At 54.5% G+C, this 22054-nt stretch carries 20 protein-coding genes and 2 pseudogenes; 11 read left to right on the top strand and 11 right to left on the bottom strand.

Going from position 1 to position 22054, the window contains the following annotated elements; all coding sequences use genetic code 11:
* Nucleotides 1-7: 7 nt before the first annotated feature.
* From ELQ88_RS00555 to ELQ88_RS00545, 3 genes are all read left to right on the top strand, one after another.
* The gene (locus tag ELQ88_RS00555; protein WP_138962899.1) at nt 8-517 is read left to right on the top strand and encodes a hypothetical protein; all 510 of its coding nucleotides are present in this window, start codon (nt 8-10) and stop codon (nt 515-517) included.
* A gap of 54 nt (nt 518-571) precedes the next feature.
* Nucleotides 572-784, top strand: a complete 213-nt coding sequence (locus tag ELQ88_RS00550) for a hypothetical protein (protein WP_138962897.1) — start codon at nt 572-574, stop codon at nt 782-784.
* A gap of 96 nt (nt 785-880) precedes the next feature.
* Complete coding sequence (locus ELQ88_RS00545) at nt 881-1225, top strand: hypothetical protein (RefSeq protein ID WP_138962895.1); 345 nt, start codon at nt 881-883, stop codon at nt 1223-1225.
* An 80-nt stretch (nt 1226-1305) separates the two neighbouring features.
* On the opposite strand, the gene ELQ88_RS00540 is transcribed toward ELQ88_RS00545, so the two are convergent.
* The gene (locus tag ELQ88_RS00540; RefSeq protein WP_138962893.1) at nt 1306-1617 is read right to left on the bottom strand and encodes a hypothetical protein; all 312 of its coding nucleotides are present in this window, start codon (nt 1615-1617) and stop codon (nt 1306-1308) included.
* Nucleotides 1618-1757: 140 nt separating this feature from the next.
* Here ELQ88_RS00540 and istA point away from each other — a divergent pair.
* From istA to istB, 3 genes and pseudogenes are all read left to right on the top strand, one after another.
* Nucleotides 1758-2747 (top strand): annotated as a pseudogene (istA, locus tag ELQ88_RS00535) (IS21 family transposase); the annotation flags it as partial.
* A 533-nt stretch (nt 2748-3280) separates the two neighbouring features.
* A pseudogene (locus ELQ88_RS00530) lies at nt 3281-3811 on the top strand (IS21 family transposase); the annotation flags it as partial.
* Nucleotides 3812-3831: 20 nt separating this feature from the next.
* The gene (istB, locus tag ELQ88_RS00525; protein ID WP_138962891.1) at nt 3832-4587 is read left to right on the top strand and encodes an IS21-like element ISPsy14 family helper ATPase IstB; all 756 of its coding nucleotides are present in this window, start codon (nt 3832-3834) and stop codon (nt 4585-4587) included.
* On the opposite strand, the gene ELQ88_RS34450 is transcribed toward istB, so the two are convergent.
* The 10 genes from ELQ88_RS34450 to ELQ88_RS00480 all read right to left on the bottom strand — a co-directional run bounded on the left by ELQ88_RS34450 (nt 4579) and on the right by ELQ88_RS00480 (nt 15843).
* The gene (locus ELQ88_RS34450) at nt 4579-5412 is read right to left on the bottom strand and encodes a hypothetical protein (protein WP_228761522.1); all 834 of its coding nucleotides are present in this window, start codon (nt 5410-5412) and stop codon (nt 4579-4581) included. The genes istB and ELQ88_RS34450 overlap by 9 nt on opposite strands.
* Nucleotides 5390-9052 (bottom strand): N-6 DNA methylase, encoded by a 3663-nt coding sequence (locus ELQ88_RS00520; RefSeq protein WP_228761521.1) that lies wholly within the window; start codon nt 9050-9052, stop codon nt 5390-5392. The genes ELQ88_RS34450 and ELQ88_RS00520 overlap by 23 nt, the downstream gene beginning before the upstream one ends.
* 146 nt (nt 9053-9198) lie before the next feature.
* On the bottom strand, nt 9199-9504 hold the full coding sequence (locus ELQ88_RS00515) for a hypothetical protein (RefSeq protein WP_138962889.1): 306 nt from the start codon (nt 9502-9504) through the stop codon (nt 9199-9201).
* A gap of 234 nt (nt 9505-9738) precedes the next feature.
* Nucleotides 9739-10125 (bottom strand): hypothetical protein, encoded by a 387-nt coding sequence (locus ELQ88_RS00510; protein ID WP_138962887.1) that lies wholly within the window; start codon nt 10123-10125, stop codon nt 9739-9741.
* A gap of 20 nt (nt 10126-10145) precedes the next feature.
* On the bottom strand, nt 10146-10481 hold the full coding sequence (locus tag ELQ88_RS00505) for a hypothetical protein (protein ID WP_138962885.1): 336 nt from the start codon (nt 10479-10481) through the stop codon (nt 10146-10148).
* Between the two features lie 58 nt (nt 10482-10539).
* Nucleotides 10540-12054 (bottom strand): zeta toxin family protein, encoded by a 1515-nt coding sequence (locus tag ELQ88_RS00500; RefSeq protein WP_178084658.1) that lies wholly within the window; start codon nt 12052-12054, stop codon nt 10540-10542.
* A gap of 9 nt (nt 12055-12063) precedes the next feature.
* The gene (locus ELQ88_RS34445) at nt 12064-12510 is read right to left on the bottom strand and encodes a hypothetical protein (RefSeq protein ID WP_228761520.1); all 447 of its coding nucleotides are present in this window, start codon (nt 12508-12510) and stop codon (nt 12064-12066) included.
* Nucleotides 12503-12883: a hypothetical protein gene (locus ELQ88_RS00490; RefSeq protein WP_228761519.1), complete on the bottom strand. Its 381-nt coding sequence runs from the start codon at nt 12881-12883 to the stop codon at nt 12503-12505. The genes ELQ88_RS34445 and ELQ88_RS00490 overlap by 8 nt, the downstream gene beginning before the upstream one ends.
* Nucleotides 12880-13260 carry a hypothetical protein gene (locus ELQ88_RS00485; protein ID WP_138962881.1) on the bottom strand — a complete coding sequence of 127 codons (381 nt, stop codon included), beginning with the start codon at nt 13258-13260 and terminating at the stop codon, nt 12880-12882. The genes ELQ88_RS00490 and ELQ88_RS00485 overlap by 4 nt, the downstream gene beginning before the upstream one ends.
* Before the next feature lie 48 nt (nt 13261-13308).
* Nucleotides 13309-15843, bottom strand: a complete 2535-nt coding sequence (locus ELQ88_RS00480) for a type IA DNA topoisomerase (RefSeq protein WP_138962879.1) — start codon at nt 15841-15843, stop codon at nt 13309-13311.
* A 141-nt stretch (nt 15844-15984) separates the two neighbouring features.
* Here ELQ88_RS00480 and ELQ88_RS00475 point away from each other — a divergent pair, with 141 nt between their 5' ends.
* From ELQ88_RS00475 to ELQ88_RS00455, 5 genes are read left to right on the top strand one after another with little or no spacing between them, the layout of a single operon-like run.
* Nucleotides 15985-16383: a lytic transglycosylase domain-containing protein gene (locus ELQ88_RS00475; protein WP_138962877.1), complete on the top strand. Its 399-nt coding sequence runs from the start codon at nt 15985-15987 to the stop codon at nt 16381-16383.
* Nucleotides 16384-16391: 8 nt separating this feature from the next.
* Nucleotides 16392-17522, top strand: a complete 1131-nt coding sequence (locus tag ELQ88_RS00470; RefSeq protein WP_138962874.1) for a conjugal transfer protein TrbA — start codon at nt 16392-16394, stop codon at nt 17520-17522.
* Nucleotides 17519-18514: a thioredoxin fold domain-containing protein gene (locus ELQ88_RS00465; RefSeq protein ID WP_138962872.1), complete on the top strand. Its 996-nt coding sequence runs from the start codon at nt 17519-17521 to the stop codon at nt 18512-18514. The genes ELQ88_RS00470 and ELQ88_RS00465 overlap by 4 nt, the downstream gene beginning before the upstream one ends.
* A gap of 8 nt (nt 18515-18522) precedes the next feature.
* Nucleotides 18523-19809, top strand: a complete 1287-nt coding sequence (gene dnaG / locus ELQ88_RS00460) for a DNA primase (protein WP_138962869.1) — start codon at nt 18523-18525, stop codon at nt 19807-19809.
* Between the two features lie 11 nt (nt 19810-19820).
* Entirely contained in the window at nt 19821-22043 is a 2223-nt protein-coding gene (locus ELQ88_RS00455; RefSeq protein ID WP_138962867.1) for a TraM recognition domain-containing protein, read from the top strand.
* The last annotated feature ends 11 nt before the right edge of the window (nt 22044-22054 follow it).

Here is a 22054-nt window from a genome sequence, read left to right as displayed (position 1 = left end):
ACCTGCAATGAAATCACTCACTCGCACGCTACTGGTTGTGCTTCTTCTATGTTCTTCCATTGGCGTACAAGCAGCGACTTGCCGCAGCGGTGAAGCAGCAATGCTCGGTGGCGAAGCAGGTCTTGCCCGTGACCAGGGCGCGGCTGACTCAAACGAGACAGCAGAGAAAACATCGTCGGATATCTTGGGAAAATGTATCAGCGGTATTACCGGCATTTTCGGCACGACAAGCTTTCCAGATCTTTCTGCAATCTGGCAAATGATCAAAGACAAGGTGTGTTCAATCGCGAGCTCTCAAGTGCGCGGTGTGGCCTCCCAAGTGAACGGCGAAATCAACGGGGTCATGACTCAAGTGAACGGTGCTGTAACCGATACGGTCAACCAAACCGGCGTTAACGGCACTGGAATGGGGTCTGTGATAAGCAGCGGTGACACTAACATCAGCGGTCCCTCCGTGCAGAACGCCAAGAGCACCAGTTCGACGGACTCTGCATTTTGGAATGACATCTGGAAGTGACAAAAAAATGGCCATTATGAAGCAGATCGAAGATTTGGTAAGCAGGCGGATGCAGTGGGCAGGATTTTGTCCGTTCCACCTCAAATTTGGAGCGACATCGAGCAGTATCGCATTGCACGTAATGAAGCCTTGGCATTCAACGATGATACCAACCTCCCGCTCGTGGAGGATCTAAGCCAGCGGTGGCAAACCGAAGCTATGAATTTGGCCCGTTGGCTGTCCGCACAGTTCCCTGATGACGAGCTGCCAAAAGGCGTGAACTCATGAACCGACCAAGGGCCACTGCGCGTGGACGTGAATTGATCAAAGAGTTTGAGAACTTCGTTTTTGACCCTGCCTTGGGCGCTTGTCAAGGTGCTCATCATGGAAAGTAATCCGATTCCGGGTATCACCTTCGGGCTCAAGCGTGACGATCAGATTTACGTCCAGTATGCGTGCGATGAGTATTCGACATCTATCCAAATTGAATGGGAACCCATAAATGGTGGATGGTCGCCATGGATGACAGCGGAGGGGATGGCGCTCAGGTTTTTAGCGACACACACGATAGTGCTGAAAATCTTCGCAGGAACAACCGAGCCAACAATGGAAGAGGTACTCAATGCCCTTGCGCTATTTGGTCAACGCCATGATATCGGGTTAGGAAACATCCCAACCGTGACAGCTCGAGATCCTCACAATGGTTGGGCTGCCTTATTTGAAGAGTGACCGGATTCCCTAGGATTATCCGGAGTGACACACAGCGTCAGATCAAACCCCGCTCCCTTCCTGGAGCGGGGTTTTTTTCTTCAAGCGCGCATCTTTTTCGCTTCTGGTGCAGCATTACCCTGCAGCACCGTCGACGTCGAGATGTAGTTGTCGTCTGCTTGCATCAGCTTGAGCTCTGTCATCACATCACGCGAGTCATCCCTTAGGTTTTCCAATCGGCTCTGCTGCTGGAATGGCTTTCCTTTCTCTATTTTGGCCTTGGCCAGCTCATCCCGTTCGCCGATCCTCGAATTCTCAGCGTCGGTGCGCCACCCTTCAAACCGGTCGAGGAAGTTGTCTAATCGACTGATGAAGCCTGGCAGGCTGAACTTGTCTGCGGATTCCACGGCCATCCGGCCACTGATTCCACGGTGATCCGGCCACCCGTTCCACGCTCATCCGGCCACCCTTAAAGCAGGCAGCAACGCAGGATTAATTCACTACCATCGACCTCTTTTATCGAAGCAGAGAGGTCGTCGTGGAGCGGTTATCCATGCGTAAGATTCGAGAAGTGTTACGTCTCAAATTCGAGGTTGGCCTATCTGCCCGGCAGGTCGCTGTCAGCTTGCAAGTGGGTCGAGCCAGCGTCGGTGAGTACCTCAATCGCTTTGCTGCCAGCGGCCTGACTTGGCCGTCTGCGCTAACGGACGCCGAGTTGCAACGGCGGCTTTTTCCACCGCCGCCCGCCGTTCCCAGCGATCAGCGTCCGATGCCCGACTGGGTATGGGTTCACGCCGAGTTGCGCCGCCCCGGCGTAACCCTGGCCCTGCTTTGGCAAGAGTATCGACTCGCCCATCCGCAAGGCTTCCAGTACAGCTGGTTCTGCGAGCACTACCGCCTCTGGGCCGCCAAGGTCGACGTGGTCATGCGCCAGGAACACCGTGCGGGTGAGAAACTGTTCGTTGATTACGCCGGCCAGACCGTGCCGGTCATTGATCGGCGAACCGGCGAGATCCGCCAGACGCAGATCTTCGTTGCCGTCCTCGGCGCGTCCAGCTACACCTTCGCCGAGGCCACCTGGTCGCAGAAACTGCCCGACTGGCTGGGCTCGCACGTACGCTGCTTCGCCTTTCTCGGCGGTACATCGCAGATCCTGGTACCGGACAATCTGCGCAGCGGCGTCACCAAGGCGCATCGCTACGAGCCGGACATCAACCCCAGTTACCGCGACCTCGCCGAGCATTACGGCGTAGCCGTATTGCCCGCGCGGTCGCGTAAACCCAAGGACAAAGCCAAGGTCGAAGTCGGCGTACAGATCGTCGAGCGGTGGATCCTGGCGGTGCTGCGCAACCGCCAGTTCTTCTCTTTGGGCGAACTCAACACAGCCATCGCGCTGCTGCTGGATCGCCTCAATCAGAAGCCCTTCAAGAAGCTGCCCGGCTCACGCCGGGCAGCCTTCGAGAGCATCGACCAACCCGCGCTGCAACCGCTGCCGGAACACCCTTACGTCTACGCCGAATGGAAAAAGGTGCGAGTGCACATCTTGTGTGGCCAAGCGATTTCTGTGGCCTTTGCTCTGCTGAGCGCTGTCGTGCTTGACCTGGCGCCGCCTGAAGACCACAGAAATGTGAAGGTAATTTGGAACGCAGCATGAGTATTCCGCGCTTTTTCGGCAGGAGGATTTACTCAGGTTCGATCAACTATACAAGCGAGCGACATCGATCGCGCGCCACACGGAAACACCTCTCTATTCAGAGCGAGTTCGTTATCTGGAGCATTTGCAAGGCCACCAGGCTGGTCGCAAGACGCTGGTTCGCTGCGCGGCCTATAGCGGCGCGGAGTTTCGCTGGAGGCTACCAGATTCCGTTGCGTCCGCCCGAATCGGCGCAACTGGAACCTTTGCGCAAAACTCCACGACGGCGAATTGACTCGGAACTGATGGATTTTCTGCGCCCATGATAGCCAGACTTCTGTGGTCTCCAGACGGCCCCATGTCAAGCGCGACGCCACTCAGCAGAGCAAAGGCCACAGAAATCGCTTGGCCACACAAGATGTGTTCTGTGGTTGACCACAGAACACATCGACTACCACGTCGAGGTCGACGGCCATTACTACTCAGTGCCGTACCAGCTGGTGAAGCACCAACTCGAAGTACGACTGACTGCGCAGACCGTCGAGTGCTTCCACGCCAACCAGCGCGTGGCCAGCCATCTGCGCTCACCGCACAAAGGCCGCCACACCACCCAAACCGAGCACATGCCCAAGAGCCATCGCGAACACGCCGAATGGACGCCGCAGCGACTGATCCACTGGGCAGAGCAGACCGGCCCGAATACGGCCGGCGTCATCGCCTACATCCTCGAGCGCCGGATCCATCCGCAGCACGGCTTCCGCGCCTGCCTGGGCATCCTGCGCCCGAGTAAACAGCACGGCGAAGAGCGGCTGGAAGCCGCTTGCCAGCGTGCGCTGGCACTGGGCGCGTGCAGTTACAAAAGCCTCGAATCGATCCTGCGCCAAGGCCTGGAGCGGCTACCGCTGGCCCAGCAAAACCTGCCGTTACTGCCCGAAGAACACATCAACCTGCGCGGCCCTGGCTACTACCACTGACCTGAAAAAGGAGCACCAAAATGCTGCCTAACCCGACCCTCGACAAGTTACAAACCCTGCGCCTGCACGGCATGATCAAGGCGCTTGGCGAACAACACGCAACGCCTGACATCAACGATCTCAGCTTCGACGAACGCCTCGGTCTGATGGTCGACCGCGAGCTGACCGAGCGCGAAGACGCACGCCTGACTACTCGCCTCAAGGCCGCACGACTGCGCCATAACGCCTGCCTGGAAGACATCGACTACCGCAGCCCGCGCGGCCTGGACAAATCGCTGATCCTGCAACTGGGTAGCGGCCAGTGGCTGCGTGACGGCCTGAACCTGATCATCGGCGGCCCTACTGGCGTGGGCAAAACCTGGCTGGCCTGCGCGCTGGCCCACAAGGCCTGCCGCGACGGTTACAGCGTGCGTTATCTGCGCTTGCCACGCTTGATGGAAGAACTAGGCCTGGCCCACGGCGACGGTCGCTTCGCGAAACTGATGGCGGGCTATGCCAAGACCGACTTGCTGATCCTGGACGACTGGGGCCTGGCGCCATTTACTGCGTCGCAACGACGCGACATGTTGGAACTGCTGGACGACCGGTACGGGAACCGCTCGACGCTGGTAACCAGCCAGATGCCGGTGGACAAATGGCACGCGCTGATCGGCGATCCGACCTTGGGCGATGCGATCCTCGACCGGCTGGTGCACAACGCTTATCGGATCGAACTGAAGGGCGAATCGATGCGCAGACGCGCAACGAAATTGACGGCGACAGAGACTTCAGACTAACAATGCAAACCTGCGTCGCTGCGCTCCGACTGCCCGGCCGGATGAGCGTGGAATAGGTGGCCGGATGTTGGTGGGCTGAGTGGCCGGATGGCGTGGAATGCGCAACTTGTCATCGGTGCGATATACCAGGTTGTCCGGTTCGTACGAATCGCTACCTGTGACAGTGAACTTAATCTTGTGCCGGTTACACGAGACATCGATCTCAAACCCCCTGTAGGTGCCCACACGAATGATTGCAGCACGTTGAAACGTGTCCTCGGCCTTGCGGTCGACCGCTACCTTCATCCTCCCCAGGATTGCGCCCAAGAGCTGCTCTTTGTTGTCCTCCCTGTAGCTCTTCGCTGCAGTCTTGAACTCAAACGCGGAGCCAGTGCCGGCATTTCGTTTCGCGATCTCGCCGTTCCACCGAGCGACCGATCTATCAGCCCGTTTATCAGCCTCCTCAAGCCATGCAATTCGGCTGTCCAGGGCATGCTGGTTTCGCTTGAAGTTGGAGAAAAGCGCTTCTACCTTCTTTAACTCAGCAGCGAGTTGAACTTGGAGGAAAATTAGCGGGTTTCCGGTCGCTGCGGCCTTCATCTCGGCAGCGTTTGCAGCTTCGCTGGCCACGTCGTCAATTACACGCTGAAGGCCATCGCCATTCCGGAACTGCTCGATGCCGGCAGCCTTGTACTCGATGGTCTGCCACATCCTGCTGTCGTAGGTTTGTTTGGTCGCATATCGCAGGATCTCGATCTCAAAGCCGTCTGGATCCATCTCATAAAACATGTTGCCCTGCCGCTCGATGCGACCGTCACGTTGCTCAAGAGGTTTCAGGCGCAGCAATAGGCCGTTTTTTTCCTTTCGGGGTGGAAAGGTCGCAGAATACCAATTGAGTGCCTTGGCGAGCATCCCAGGCTTCCCAGATGCGATGTACGTTATCAACACACGCATTCACCTTGCTGCCAAGGAAGTCGTCAGAGTCAGGATCAATCAATCGGAAGTCTAATCCCGCCTTCCGGGCATCGTTAGTGATCTTCAGCGGGTTGTCGATGCGGGGATCCCGTGGAAGATTTTCCATCCGGTGGATGATAGATCCCTTGTTCCAATTCCGGATGACGCCCCCGTCGGCACGGTGAGTGGGCTTGCCGTGATCATCCAGTATCTCGGATTGAACCCCCATGTATTGCGCTTGTTCCTCGGAGCGCTCAACGATGATGTTTTGAGGACGACCGCCCTTGACCCTTGGTACGGGAAAACGAGTACCTCGGTCTGCGGCTTGCTGCTGCAGATCTGCCCTGGTGATGACGTCCGCAAAGGTTCGGTACATCGTGTTCAGCTCTGGCACATTTTGAAATCTGGAAAATCTTGAGTTGAGTCGGTAATTCACACCGGTGGCATCCAGCTCCCAGCCGGTGACTACTTGGCCGAAGGTGGACGCCCAGGCATCGAAATGCACGATCCCGCGTTCCTTCAGTTCGTCGTACTGCATGTACCGTTGGACGGTATACAGCTCAGCAATGGTGTTGCTTAGGGGGGTGCCAGTTGCGAGGAATACTCCTCGGCCGTCGTAGCGCTGCTGCAGGTACCGACATTTAACGAACAGATCAAAGGCCTTTTCGGAACCTGTGAGATTGCCCAGGCCAGAAATCCGGCTCAGAGAGGTGGTAATGAACAGGTTTTTGAACTCCTGCGCCTCATCGACAACCAGTGCATCCACACCCAGATCTGCAAAGGTCACTGCCTGATCCTTAGCGCCTGTATCGGCTTTCTTCTCCAGACGCTCTTTCATCCGCTCCTTGGCTTTCTCCATCTCCTTGATGGTGATGCGGTCCCCGCGGTCGTTCTTGAGATCGATGATTGCATTGCTCAGGTCGCTAATTTGCTCCTGTAGCAGTTTTTCGAGTGTGTCTTGAGGCATCCCGATTTTTTTGAACGAGCTATGGGCCACCACGACGGCATCCCAATCGCCCGTGGCGATACGGGCAAATAGGCGCTCGCGATTTTCCTTCTTGAAGTCTGACTTCTCAGCAACCAGGCCGTTAGCGTCTGGATATAGTGAGTAGATGGCGTCCTTCCACTGCAGCAATAGATGGTTGGGAACCACCAGCATCGGCTTGTTCAGCAGACCCATGCGCTTGCTTTCCATGACGGTCCCAACGCACACCAGAGTCTTGCCGGCGCCGACGACGTGGTCGAACAGCGCTGTGCCGTCTTGAATGCCTCGCCAAATCCCATCCTTCTGATGGGGACGCAGCGTGATATCGAGCGACGCGCCGGGAAGCTGGAGGTGAGATCCGTTGTACCGCGATGGAATATTGGTGTTGAACCTGTCGTTGTACAGCCTGGCCAACGACACACGCTGATCTTTGTCCTCCCAGATCCAGTCAACGAATGCCTGGCGTAACTCATCGGCCTTCTGGTTTGCTGCAGCGGTTTGAGTCTCGTCAACCTGCATGATTGGCTGGCCGTAATCGTCCCGGCCGACTTCAGTTTTGACCTGAATGGATCGGTTAGTCAGAACCGCTTCAATCAGTTTGTTCGCCGGGTAGGCTTCGGTACCCCAAGTCACCCGACAAGTTGTGTTATCGCCCTGACCGATATCAGCGATCCATTTTCCGAGCGCTGCCTGGTAGCTGATCCGCCGCTGTACATCACCGAGGAGATGAACCACGAATTTATCGACGACGGTATCGGGTACCCAGGTTGAACCCAGCTGGACGGAAATATCCACCGGATCGATGTCAGCAGGCTGAACCGGGCGTAGGGCGTCTACGTTATGCAAAAACCGTGGATCTTGTTCAGCTGCCTTGATGGCCCCGCGGAGCTTGGCCTTCACGTTACCGGTTAAATACTGGTCCGCAGTTTCCCAGCGATCCTTACCAGGATTGAAATAAATCAAACCGCGTAGGTCAGAAATGATGTTCTCTTCGGATCGACCGCAGAGGCGCACCATGCGCTCCAGATCAACGCGGCCGACCTGGTTCATGGACACGACCAAAGCATCTTTTGCTGAGTCTACGTGCCGCACTTCCTGTCGGGGAGTCATCACCCGACGGCTGAAAATCGACGCTTTATCGGCACTAGGAGGACGTACGGCCACCTCGTGTTTGCGGGCCATATCAACTGAGATGCCCCGGTCGTAATTGCTTTCCAGAGCATTCAGCAATGGATATTCAGGATCGTCGCACATGGCCAAGCGGTTAGCCTGGCTGCTGATATGGCCATGCCTGCGAATGAACCGATCGTACACGGTGTTGAGGCGAGCCCGATGCATATCCAGATCGCTTTCAATACCCTGAGATTGTTCTGCAGCCATCAGGACCCGAAGATTATCCCGAACCTCGACCATGCCCTTGATGCGGTCGCCTGCACGTTCGTTTTTGGGGGTGATCAGCTGGTAATCAGTCTGGGCCAGTTGGTCAGGAAGCCGACGAGCTATCAGCCCGCTTTCCGTGACGAAGTAAGAGCCCACCTTAAGGTACTCAGGCAAGACCAGCTCAGGCTTTTCATCTGCTGCTTCTGCCGAGGCCGGCGACGGCTGAGCTTTGTAGATGTCGCGAGGTAATGCTTCCAGACGAACAGAAATCTCAGTAGCCAGGTCCCGACCAGGCTCAGCGATTAAATCTGCTGTGTCGCGATGCATGTTTCCGGAAATGACCATACGACCAGCCATCTGTCCCGGGTTGTCCAGGAAGTACTGGTTGATTGTGATTGGGGCACCTGTCTCCCGGTCTCGTATATCGCCGACATTTACCCAGCGCTTGTCAGTTTCCTCACCAGGTAGCGCTTTCTGGAAAAAAACAATGTCAGTCGTGACTTCCGTCAGTGCATTCTCTTTGAATGCAGAATTGGGCAACCGGATCGCGCCCAGGAAATGGGACTGTTCAGCGATATGCTCTCGAGCTTTGCCGTTGGCTGCGTCTAGGAAGTAGCGGCTTACAACGACGCCCATCACGCCGCCTGGTTTTAGCTTGTCGAGGGATTTGGCGAGAAAGTAGTTGTGGATGGAGAACCCACCAAGCTCGCGATGATGGGGGTCGTAAAGCGATTGTGAGCCGAAGGGTGGGTTGGCCACGCAAGCGTCAAAATAGCCGCGGGGAATAACTACATCCTGCAGCCCACGATTGAGATAGGTTGCAGTGGGGTAAAGGTGCTTCCCTATTTCAGCTGTCAGAGGGTCGAGCTCCACCGCAGTGAACTGGCTTTCAAACCTCAGGGCTTCTGGCATCAAGCCAATGAAGTTGCCTGTGCCGGCCGATGGCTCGAAGATTTTACCGCCGTGGAACCCTAGCCGCTGCATGCCTTCGTAGATCCCACCAATGACAACTGCTGAGGTGTAGTGGGCATCTTGAGTAGAGCGGCGAGCTTTTTCGAATTCATCCTGGCTGAGAAGCGCGCCCAGTTCCTGGTACTCACGCTGCCAGGATTGGTTGCGATGATCGAACGCCTGATACAGACCACCCCAGCCTACATATTTGACCAAAACTGCTTGTTCTTCTGGTGCCGCCGCCCGCTTCTCCTCCCGTAGATGCTGCAGGAGCTGAATCGCTGCTACGTTGTCCCTGAACTTGCTTTTTGCCCCACCTGTGCCAAGTGAGTCCGCCGCGCTGATTGCATAGTCAGTGGGTGTTAAAGCTCGGTGTTCACTTCCTGCAGGGCCAGCACTTCGTGCTCGGTCAGGCCGATCTTCTGCTCTGCTGGCAGGCTGTACAGTGCTTCCAGCTCCAAGCGTTGCTGCTCCAACACTTTCCCCAGCAGAACGAGTTCCCCCTCGCGCTCCAGTTGCTTCAACTGCACCGGGCTGTTGAACGCCCAACGATCCAGAATTTTCCACGACTGTGGGCCGAACGACGGAGACTGACGAATCGCCTTGATCGTCACCGGGCTCAGTTCCCGGGTTGCGATGTCCAACGGTTGGGTTTGATTTGTGATCATGGTGTTCTCCTTGTTCGTCATCGATGTCGAGCCCGGCTTCGAGGGTCTCTATTGCGTATACGGTTTCTTGAAAGGCGAAATCAAAGCCCATTTGGGCTTGATCGTGGGACGGCCTTTTACTACGCATCTTATAGTACTCCGTCTAGTTCGTATCATAGTCATTATACGAAATGAGTAACAGAGTACAATTCTTACCAGCATTTGAGTGCAGCCGTCCGCGGATTCAGTAAGAAGTTATGCGTTTGAGGTGTTGGCGTAGCAGCGGGTCGCAGCCACGTACTCAGGGTGAAGGTCGGCCTGCAGTCGCTGTCCGGCAATTAGCCTGCGAGCGGGCTCTGAATCTTGAGACAACACAATCGCAAGGTAGGCAAACAGTAATTCCCGCATCCGGTTGTTTTTACTGCTCATATGACTAAGCAGCCCGAGTACCGGGTGATTAAGAGGATTGCCGATCAGTGGTTTGCTCTCTGCTCCCAACTGGTCCATCAAGTAAGCCAAGTACTCGGTGTTCTCATCCGCAAATTTCCTTTCAGAGCGTTGCTGCCAATCTGAAAACTCTTCAACGACCGTACTGAGTGCGGCCCATGTGGTTGCCTGGTTTGGTAGTGATTTGGATTGCATTTGCCATTCCTCCTGAGATTTCAAGGTTGTGCGTGTTGGCGCTCTGCCATTTCGTCAGCCGTCTCGCCATGCAGCGTATAGAAATCTTTGTCCCGCCAAGCTGCGCAAAGCTCAACAGGAAGACCTGTTATCGCCGCCATAAAAATCTCACAATCTGCATCATCGAAAACGGCCATTGAGCCGTTTTGTTTGATGAAGTGGGGATATTCCTCTTGATCCGCGGCTACCACATCTGCAGGGACCACTTCAGAAACGAGCCCAATGAGACTGATGTACCTCCAGTGAGCATCATTCAATGATTCGAGTTGATCCGGAGTAGCAGTCTTCAATTTTGCAGTGAATTCTTCTGGTTTCATGGCGTCCCCTTATCATTGGTTCGTATGGCTGCTGATGGACTCGAAGTCCTTGGTAGCATCATCTCGGTTTGATCGGAGTTGCGACCTGGGCGCGAGTGATAATTGTCAGTGTTCGGTTGTAGTCAGCACGGATGGCCGCAAGCGCGGCAAGATCCCCCTCCCCTGCTTGACGCCGGTTCATCTTCGATTGCACAAGATCAAGCGTTAGATCGAAGGATGCGCGCTCGGCCTGCGTCCAGGCTCTGGACCTTTCAGTGTCAACATGCATTCGGCCTTGGACGGGGGTTTGCTCCCATCCACTTGTCGACCGAAAATTGTCATAGAGGTCTGTCCCGCTTCGGTTCGTCACGTACATTCGGTCGACCAAGTTGCAGGATTCCAACCGGTCAACAGTGACCGGAAGTCCTACAAAAGCCAGATCGTGGTTAACGCGGTTGGACCAACGACCAAACCCGTTAGCCTCGTGCTGCAGCTCGTAACGATGGTGGATGCTTAAACGGCTAACCAGGTCATTGACGGCCAATACGCGCGCGTCGACGCGGTATCCGGCTGATTGCAGTTTGCCGCAGAGCTTGGCCAAGCTATCTGGATCGCGCATCGTTCCGTCGATGACCAGGTTCCGATGCTCTTTGATTGCCAGGTTTGTAAGCTTTACCGCCCAGCCTGCAGCGTCACGGTGGGTAAGATCTGCTGCATCGCGGTCGTTTTCGCGCATCAGCTTTAATAGATGGGGGTGATACTTGCGAAGCTCATCTGCGTCAATTTTGATGGTGTTACCACCCAGCTCGGCGGTCGCATGGCTGCTGAGTGCTGCTTTTCCCGCACCAGGTTGACCGCCAAGGATGATTGCCACCGGTTGCTGGACGGGTTTACTCAGCATCATTGCGTGCTGGGCGATGTCCTCGAAGATAAGCCGATGTTCGTCTGCTTCGAGTCTGAATTGAGACTGATCGTCTTTAGGGAATGTCTGCTGTAGCCTCTCGCCAGCTTTGATTCCTTTTGCGATGGCCAGAGCCTCGATGCGCAGCTCATGAATCGAGAGGGACTTGTCGCTGACGAGGCCCGCCACCTTGAGGACTTTCTGCATGGCCGCGCGGGTTTTGTCCCAGGCCCGCCCGAGGAACGATCGTTCGTCTTCGGCTACGAACGCGAATACTTCCTCGGCCCGGTGCAGTTCACTTTTGTCACGATAATTATCGTCAACATAAGCCCAGATATGGCTTAGCGTTGGTTCGTAGCGCGTTTCAAGAACGCGAGCCAGAAGCGTCCTTTTTTCTTCGGGATTGAAGGTGTTGAGCCCATAATGCCCGAGGAGCTCGTGGCGCAAGTTTCGGAGGATGGCCCCTTCGTCACCCATATTGGAAGCGACAATGGTGATGAGTCCGCTTCCTGGGTGGTACGCTCCGTCGATTCGGATTCCGATTTTGTCACGAGATGCTTGTGGCCCATAAATGTCCTCCTGTTTCGCCCTGACTATATTCCTCAGGGGGATATTTCCATTGTAGTCGGCCAAGAAGCGATCAACGACCTCTTGTGCCTCATCAACGCTCATACCCTTGTTCTGATCGTCCATGGTCAGTCCTTAAATCTGAGCCCGTACCTGGGCGCCATAATGCGCGATGACTCGACGCACGCTGTCGACGTCATCTATCGAAATTCTGCTCCTCTCAAGAACAAGCTCAGCCTGCTCCTGACGCAATCTATCCAGTCGCTCTTTGTTGGGCTCAGGATTGGCCCTCTCTTCATGGATTGCCTGAGATCGTGCTGCGATTGCGTTTCCGATGGTTTCCATCGCGCATTCGTATTCTGCGACCTGCTGGCTAGTCAATGGACCTGGCATTTGCGAGCCCTCATGCTGAGACTTGAATGTGTAATGAAGCAGAGCAATACCGGCTGCGAAAAACAGCGTTGCGTGTACCAGTTCGCCGGCGACACTGAAACCGTTACGGACTGTCAGCACTGCATAGGAAAGACCAATGAGTAAACTGCCCACCCCCACAGTGGTACGCCAAATCCTCTGTCTATTCATCAGACGCGCTCCGCTGATCCTTGACCAAGGTGAGGGTGTAGGCCTCATTCATCACCCCCATCAGGTTTTCGGCTGTCTCAGGGCTTTCGCAACGGAAAAGCACCAGAGCCCCGAGAATCTTCATCGCCCGGTCAATATGAGCTGGTACAACGACTTCGAGCCGTTCGACGTTGTAGACGTTCGCGAAAGCCACCCCTTCCGTTCCTGTGATGCTTAGCGTTCTGTCTATCGACGCTGAAACGGCCGGTGGTAATGCAGCCTTGTTCTGATCATCGACCATCATCAAGGACACGATGAAGGGTACATGTTGGCCTTTTCCATTCGCCGCGTAATACGCAGGAACAAACTTCATGTCATCTTCGTTAAACATCATTTCTTCTCCCAGCGTTTTACATCAAGCGCTAGGAATGGATCTTTCATGCCGCTCTGTTCATCAAGCGAGCCGAACGCAGCAATATTTTTGGCGCGCTCTTTGAGCCAGTTGTCAAAGATGGATTGTGCTTGGGAATCGGTAACGTTGACGAGCTTTCCATTCTGGGAGAAGAAAACAGGCATCCTGAATGTTTTGCTGTTATCGACTGATATAGCAACTTCAAACCAACTGTTATTCCCATCAGCGACTTTGAAGAATTCTGCGTGCATACCCTGAATCAGCTGTCGTTGCACACCTTCTTGTTCATGCTGATTTTCTGACTGATCGCAACCCGCAATCAGAATTGCGAGGACCAGAGGAAACAGACGTATAAACATGTATTGCTCCTTTCTCACCAGCCAGGTGGTCGATTTGGGTGTTCGGACTTAGGCACGGTCGGCACCTTTTTTTTCAAATTCAAACTCTACTTTCCAGTTTTCCCGGTTGAGTTTGAGTTTTGCAGAAAATGCACGCTTGGTGTTTTTGCTGGTGAAACCACTCAGATTGTTGGTGATTCCATCCGTAACGAGTGCTTTCAATTCAGCATCATTCAAGGCTCTGCCCAGCATTTCTGAAAATAATTTGAATTGGCACGATGGGCATTCGAGCATCTTCCCGGTAAGGACAAGAATTGTCTGGCATCGAGGACAGTTAAGCGGTGCAAGCGTTGATTGCACCGTTGTTGAGGTTCCTGATTTTGAAGTTGCTACTCCGGGTTGATCAAAGAGGGGCTTAGTTTTCCCGGTTGTGCGATCCAGGGACAGGCGAGCCGAGAATTTCTTTTGTTTTTCACGTCCGATTAAGTTTTGAAGTAGCCGCGTTTCGCCCTTTTTCAGCAAGGCTTCAATATCCTTTGCTCCTAGTAGCTTACCGAATGCTTCGTGCCAGAGAACAAATTCGCACTGACTGCAAACAGTACGTTTACCTTTGTTCTGTAGCTCGCCTGCGCAGTTGGGGCAAGGAATTTGCTCTCCTGGAACAGGTGGTAGGGCTGCCATTTCAGCTACTTTCGCAACTTCAACCACGTCACGAACAAAGCGTTCGGCATACTCAATAAATGCTGTATGGGTGAGCGTGCCACTTGCGACCTGATCCAGAGATTGTTTGAAGTGTCCCGCCTGTGCAGGATCTTTAACCTTCATCGGTAGAGCGTCGATGAGGTTTCTAGCCTGAGCACTGGTCATCAGTTTTTTCTTGCCCTTGGGCGCTGGTACGAAAAGCTCGCGCTTTTTCATGTCCGCAATAATGCCGGCACGGGTCGAGGTCGTTCCGATGCCCTCACCCTCTTTGAGCAGTTTACGAAGCTCCGAATCGACCACGTACCTGTGCACGTTCTTCATCGCATCCAGCAGCATATTGTCATCGAGGCGGGGTGGTGGCGTGGTCATTTGCTCGACTTGTTCGCAAGACAAGCATGCGACAGTGTCCCCTTCACTCAGCGCTGGCAACGTCAGCGTGGGAAGGTTGTCCTCTGCCGGTTCTGCTTCGTCCAAAGGTGGCGGCTCCTGATAGATTGCTTTCCAACCCATTTGCACGGGTGTGGTGCCGCTGGCCGAGAAAGCTTCACCTTCAATATCCACCTGCAGCGTTGCGGCCCGGTATTTGTAATCGCTGGCAAATTGAGCCAGGTATGCACGAATGACCAGCTCGTAGACGTTCCGCTCACATTCTGTCCACTCAGCCGGGTTCACCATTTTTTCCGGGATGGAGGGCACGATCCCGTGGTGGGGTGTCGGCTCGCCGGTTGGCGTACGAACTTTCGCATCATTGAAAGCTGCGGATTTGTGGGAAGGATCGATGAGGTCAGCCAGCTGGTTCAGGTCAGGCCGAATTTGCAGCACTGCCCCGATCACTGCAGCAGCTTCTTCGTGGTGGGCTTCCGACAGGTAGCGGACATCCGTTCTCGGATATGTCATGACTTTGTATGTGTCATACAGCTTCTGAGCCGCTTCCATGACTTCCTGAGCGGAATAGTCATACCGGCTGAAACCTTCCATCTGCAGCTCGTTCATGGAAAGAGGAAGCGGGGGTTTCTTGCTTTTGTCGGTGATAGCGCATTGGGTAACAGAGCCGCTGCGGCCCTTTACCCGTTCTGCGATGGACTGTGCTACTTGAGAGTCAACTACACGCCCATCTTCATCCAGGCCAGACTGATCTGGCCGCGGTGTCCACCGAGCTTGAAAGGACGGTCCTTCAGGTGGTTGTAGTTGCACAGTAACTACTTGGTAAGCATGAGGCTGGAATTCTTCGATCAGCCTGTCGCGCTCCCTGGCTATGTAGAGCAGTGGTGTCTGTACGCTCCCAACCGGCAGCAACCCCTGCTGCCCTACTTCACGGCCGCGCAAGGTCATCGCTCGTGTGCCATTCATGCCCAGCAACCAATCGTAGCGACTTCGAGCCAGACCCCACCGTCGCCACCCAGTAAAAAGGGGCTCAGTGTTTTCGCGGATATTGGCGAGCGACTCTTTGATCTTATTGGAGTTGTAGTCGTTGATTAGCACCCGCCGCACAGGCTTATGGAACTGGAAATACTCAAGCGCTTCATCAACGAGGCATTGACCCTCCTCGTCAGGATCGCCGAGGTGGTGAACTACATCACACCACTGCAACAATTCTTTGAGTTTCGCGATACGAGGCTTCTTGCGAGGGTCTGGTAAAAGCTTCCAAGCCCTGGCTGCCGGGATAATCGGCAAATCTGACATCCGCCAGACCTTTTTATTGCCAGCTGTCAAAGGTACATCGTCAGGAAGGTAGTGATCGGGTGGAGCTTGTTGAAACGCGTGGCCATCGAGCCAGATAAACCATTGCTCGCCTCTGCGTGCCCAGCCTGGCCCCCGATCTTCGGTGGTGCCAGGGATGGCCGAATAAATACCCTGAGAAAGCTGAGACTCTTTCTCAGCAATCCACAATACCTTTTCCATTAAAAACTCCTTCCTGAACGAGGCTGAAATCAGCGTTTTTGCGGATTTGCAGAAGGCTGATTCAACTTGCCTTAATTCCGTAGAATGGCTACCATACGGAAAATTATAACCCATTGCTAGGGATCGAGAAAGGACGAAACGATGATTCCAGTTCCTGTGGCTGAGCCGCCTGTACCGGTATGTATGGTCGAAGCGGCGCGTGATTACAGTTTGCCCTTAAGGGTAATGATCGCTCTTTGGATGACAGAGGGAGGTAGTACCGGGACCTTGAGCCAAAACAAAAATGGCACGGTCGACCACGGACCTTTTCAGATCAACACCGTGTGGGCCCAAAAATTACAGGGCGAATTCGGCGTTTCTCCTCAAATGATCACGCAGAACTTTTGCTGGTCCGCGCGCGCCGCTGCATACATTTTGCGGTACGAGATCAACCAGGCGAATGGCAGCTTCTGGGATGGGGTTGGGCATTACCACTCCAGGACACCGAAGTACAAATACCCGTACATCGAGCGCGTTTATAACAACTCGCTCAAGTTCTAGGAGGATTCATGGCTAGACATGGACAAAATCAGTCCGAGGGTATGGGGGTCGTGTGGGTTGTCTTGATCGCCCTGCCAGTCGCATTTGGTTGGATGTTTTGGCATCGCTGGCATGGAACCATCAGTTATTGGTCCTTGAAATGGGTTTGGTATCAGCTCGCCGTGTTCGATTGGCCATTCATGCCTGAAGTAATTCGAGAGTGGCGAGCTCAGGCCGCGAGCATGGCCATGTACCCTGCACGGGTTACTTTTCCCGAGCTTTTAATCATGCTCAACAAAGCCGGGTATTTCTACATCATCATTCCGCTTGTCATCATTGCCCGTGGCTTTCTTGCAGCTCACCGTCACCCGATGAACAAAACTCGTCGTAAGGTCACGGTTGAAACATTGCCTTGGATCATGTCCAAGCACTCCCCGGCAATTATTCCCTCCCTGTACTACGGCAACCCCCAGACACTTTTGTTGAATGATGATCCGGTCGAGCATCGCAGTGCTGTGCATCCGGAAGAATGGGCTCTTGAACATGGACTGATCGTCAATCACAAACTAGATCGCGAGCGCTGCGGCCAACTCATGATCGATTTTTTAGGTACTCCGGTCGCATCTCTCAACGATTTGAGTCCTACGGAACGCGCCTTGTTCGCAGTGTTTGGCGCACGCCTCTTCTCAGACGGGAAAGATATCCGCGTTGCGCAGCATCTCCTGGACGATCTCAACCGCTCTTGTCACACGGGCACGTTTGAAGGAAAGAAAGGTTATCCGAACCTCGGTTTAACCGACACCGCATTCAAAAAATATGCGGCTCACCCTGACGCTCAGGCTTGGCTCCTCCGTCACCCCTACCCCGGAACGATGCTGTTCGCCATGCACAAGCTCGCATCCAAAAGTGGCAAGTTGCCCTCTTCCCAGTTCCGTTGGTTAAAGGGGATGGACCGGAGCCTTTTCTATGCCTTGAACATCGGCCTGCGCAAGGCTCCTTTTCTTGAGCAAGGTGCTGTTTTCACCCAGATGCAGTGGGAAGAGTACGCAGAAAACGTGGGCTATCGCCTCACGGAGCCTTCCATTGAAGACGCGATTGATGGCGTCGAAAAATACCTCGCCAAACTAGGTTTGGTTGCCCAACAAGGAGATACACAATGAAAAATCGCGACAGAATTCGCCAATACGATTTGGCTCTCCACGTTCACTTCGGATCGACCGGCGAGCGCCGCGCTGTTACCGCTCTGTCGTTGAACGACAGTGTCCAGGTTCGTCTCGATGGAAAACGTCTGCTCTGGTCCAACCCTACCCAAGGTGCGAATCACGAGTGCCTGCTTGAGGAGTTTGGATCCGAAGCGCTGGCAGGAAATGCTTTTGAAGCAATGCAACACGCCCTCGACCGTTTCACCCGGCGTCGAGTGTTATTCAGCCGAGTGAAGGGGGCTGTTAAGTGGGGATTACTGCCTGCATTAGGTTTGATCTTCGCCTTGGGCTTGAACATGTACGCCGCCCGAATGACCGGTATCACTTCTCAAGCTGCAGCTGGCAACCCAGGCCAAGTTAATGAGCAACCTGTTTACAACCCGGGGGCAACGCAACCTGGCTTCGTACCGCCACAACAACCTCAGAATCTCCAGAATATGCAGCTAGGCAACATTCCGGGGCTTCCACCAGCTGCTGACCCATCAATCGTTAAGCAAGCCATCAGTGCTGGTACGAAGGCTGGAAAGTACGCTGTACAGCTTTCACAGGGGGGCAAGGGGACGGTTTTCGTGTTCTCTGACCCGTCGTGCCCGCATTGCCGCAATTTTGAACCAGAACTTGAAAAGCTCTCCGCCGACTACACCATTCAGCTTTTCCCGGTATCGGTGATCGGCGGGCCTGAGTCCAGCACCGCGATTGCACAAATGCTTTGTGCCAAGCCAGAAGACCGTGCCAGCTATTGGAAGAAAATCGTCAAGGGTGATCGCATCGATGCGGCTACTTGCCCCGAAGGCGAAGCAGCAGTGGCGGCCAATGACCAGATATTCCGCAAGCTGAATTTCTTGGGCACTCCCACGGTGGTGAACACGAGCGGCGAGCAAACCCCGCTGACCCTTCCCAATACCGCTCGTGCCATTTCGCAATGGCTGGATCAAACAAAGGCGCAGTGAGGATATTCATGGGCAAGTACATCCGGTACACCGATGAATTCCTTGCCCGTGTGCGTGAGGACGCAGACCTGGTGGGGATCATTGGAAGAGACATCACCCTCAAAAAGGCGGGCAAGGCTTTCAAGGCGTGCTGCCCTTTTCATGGAGAGAAAACACCTTCTTTTGAAGTATCGCCTGAGCGGAACACTTACAAGTGCTATGGGTGTCCCGCGCAAGGTGATGCAATCAAGTGGATGATGGAATTCCACAAGCTTCCTTTTCAAGAGGCTGTTGCCGCAGTCGCGGCAGACTCAGGGATCACAGTCCCAGAATCGCAGACTGACGACTCTGCTGAATCCCAAATGCTTCGAAAGCGCTTGGCATCCCTTTACAAGGCACTGCAAGACGCAGCTGGCTTGTACGCGGGGGGGATCGTGCGTAGTCCCGCAGGTCACCAGTACCTCACTACTACCCGCGGGCTGTCCCAAGAAACGATTACCTCCTACCAGTTAGGCACCGTAGCGACCGGAATCGTTGAGCTTTTGGTGAAACGGCACGACCCAGAAACACTCATCGACTGTGGACTCGCCATCCGTGCAGAGGACGGCCGACTGTTCGACCGCTTCCGCAACCGGGTCATGATTCCGATCTACAACGAAAGCGCCGCATTGATTGGATTTGCTGGCCGTTCCCTGATCGAGAAGCCCGACCGCACACCCAAGTACCTCAATTCACCTGAGACAGAGCTTTTTCATAAAGGCAACGAGCTGTACGCAATGAACGTCGCCAAGCCCGCAATTCGCAGTGGCCGTCACGCTATCGTGGTTGAAGGCTATTTCGATGTACTCACAGCTCACCAGGCCGGTGACTGCAGAGTCGTCGCACCTATGGGGACCGCCCTTACGAATGCGCAGGCCAGACGGCTTTTCACCAATGCCGACACAGTGACATTTGCTTTCGATGGGGATAAGCCAGGCCGATCTGCCGCCTTACGTGCCTCAGCAGTCGTTCTTGAGGAAATACGCGACGGTAAAACCGTCCAATTTCTGTTTCTACCGGAAGGCAGTGACCCCGATCAGCTGATCAGGACGCACGGCCTGGACGCATGGAACCAAGCTTTGGAGGCTGCGTATCCCTTGAGTCGATTTTTAGCAGACTACGTCAAGCACGGCCTGGACATGGAAGTACCCGAATCCCAGGTACGCGCTGCTGAGAAGGCACGCAAAATACTCGCCCGCGTTCGTGAGGCAACCCTCTATAAACAGGCTCTTACCGCTCAGTTTGAAAGAACGATCGGTATGGCGTTGCCCGCCTAGGAGATCACTAGATGTCTCTCGACTCACAGCACGAGATCAAACCTGGACGCATATCAAGGGACGTACGCAGCTCTTGGACCAGGTTCAATGTTGCACTGTATCGCCCGAACAATTTCAAGCTGGCACTGTTAGCCATTGCTGGCCTGCTGTTCTATCAACCAGTCCTGTGGCCCGTCTGGATCCTGTTTTTGTCCATGCTGATCATGGCTTTCAAGGATCAGAAGTTCCGAATGCCTATCCGGATGCCCAAAGACATCGGCGGATTGGATCGAACGGATTATTACGAGGAGTTGGTTGAGGAAAATTTCCTCTGGGGCTTACTCACAAAATCGCGACTTTTTCGCAAGCTGTTAGCAGCCGGGGGCATCATGTACCTCGGGTTCCTACGTACGCCCAACACAGACGGTATTGCGGCGAGCGCTGACGAAGGCCGGGAGCTTTGGTTAAACAACTCTGACTGCCGTACCCATCTGTTTTTGCCTGGCACCACAGGTTCGGGAAAAAGTGAAACCCTGATGGGCATGTACTACAACGCCATTTGCTGGGGTACTGGAGCATCGTACGGGGACGGAAAAGCAGACTCCAACCTGGCGTTCTGTCTATGGTCGTTAGCTCGCAGGCATGGGCGTGAGGACGACTTCCTCATCCTCAACTACCTCACCGGTGGCATGGATCCCTTCGAGCACATGGTGGCCAGGGAATCTGGCCTTCATGCAATGAATCAGCCTCAATCAAACTCCATGAACCCGTTCGGGGATGCCGCAGCTGACTTCCTGTTGCAACTGATGGCATCGCTGCTCCCTGTCGCCAGCGGTGACGGTGCTCAATGGCAGCAGAAAGCGCTCAACATGATTGACGCCCTTCTGCGTACGCTCTGTTACAAGCGTGCAAAAGGTGAACTTGAGATTTCCATCGGGGTGATCCGCCATTACCTCGCTCTCCAAAACCTGGTGCAATTTTACATCGAGGGTCAGCAAGGGCTGATTCCTGAGCTGGCCTATCTGCCAATCAAAGCCTACTTTGAAACCGGCTTGCCAGGTTTCAATCCGCAGCTCGCTGGAGATCCGTCGAAGTGGGATGCAGAGGTGTTCAACCAGCACGGTTATTTGACCGGTCAGTTTGCACGCACCCTGTCGATGATGATGGATACGTACGGTCATATCTTCGCGGACAAGTTTCCCGAAATAGACATGCTGGATGTACTTCTCAATGACCGGCTGATTGCCGTCATGATCCCGACTCTCGAAAAGTCAGCCTCAGAGGCTGCATCGCTGGGCAAGCTCTACATCTCTTCAATCCGTTTGATGATGGCCCAGAATCTTGGCTACCGCTTAGAGGGTACCCGCGCAGACGTCCTGGATACCAAGGCTACCAATGCCCCTAATCCGTACCTGATCATCAGTGATGAGCTGGCCTACTACTTTGCTGCAGGCATCGCTGTAATGTTTGCTCAGGCGCGAAGCCTTGGCTTCATGATGGTCGCCGCCGTGCAAGATATTCAGGGGCTTAAACGAGGCGAGGCTGCCGACGAGGCACCTTCCATGCTTGCCAACACCAAAGTGAAATGGGTGCTGGCCTTGGAAGACCCTGAGGATACGTACGACTACATTCGCAAGGCGGGTGGGGAGGCTTATTACAGCGTTCTCACCGGGTACGACCAGAACACCGGTGGTGCTTACCAGGCTCAAGGTGCCGCGAACATCGAACGCCGCAACAAGATCGAGCTTGGCGAACTGAAAAAGCTGCAGGCCGGCGAAGGAATGCTGATCTTCAAGGACGCGGTAATTCCAGCATCGAGCTTCTACATTCCTGACGATCACAAAAAAACCAGCAAGCTATCTGCCCGCATCAATCGCTTCCTACAGATCGAGCGGCCGGAGTACAGCCGCTTGCCCCAAAGTGCCGAGCGTATCAGTAAGCAGGACACCCACTCAGTCGACTACATCGCCGCTCAACTTCGCCGGGTTGAGAAACCCTACTACCCGGCCCTCGATGACCCGATCTTGGACCAGGTAGTAGCTACAGCTCGGCACCTGGACAGTATCCAGCGTTTCGACGTTCCTGCTGAGCAGCGTGGTATTGCGTTGTTCCAGGCAGCAAGAAAAGCGCTACATGCAGCGGAAGCGCAAGGGCTCACAGGATATTTCCATCAGCCCAAACCTGATCTAGAACCCGAGGAAATGCTCGGCGACGATGGGGAGGATTTTGAAATCCCAGAAGATGCATACGATTAATAAGGGGGCAC

Origin of the sequence: Pseudomonas sp. MPC6, from assembly GCF_006094435.1 — a bacterium.
Taxonomy (GTDB): Bacteria; Pseudomonadota; Gammaproteobacteria; order Pseudomonadales; family Pseudomonadaceae; genus Aquipseudomonas.
This window is presented reverse-complemented; position numbering and strand designations above follow the sequence as displayed.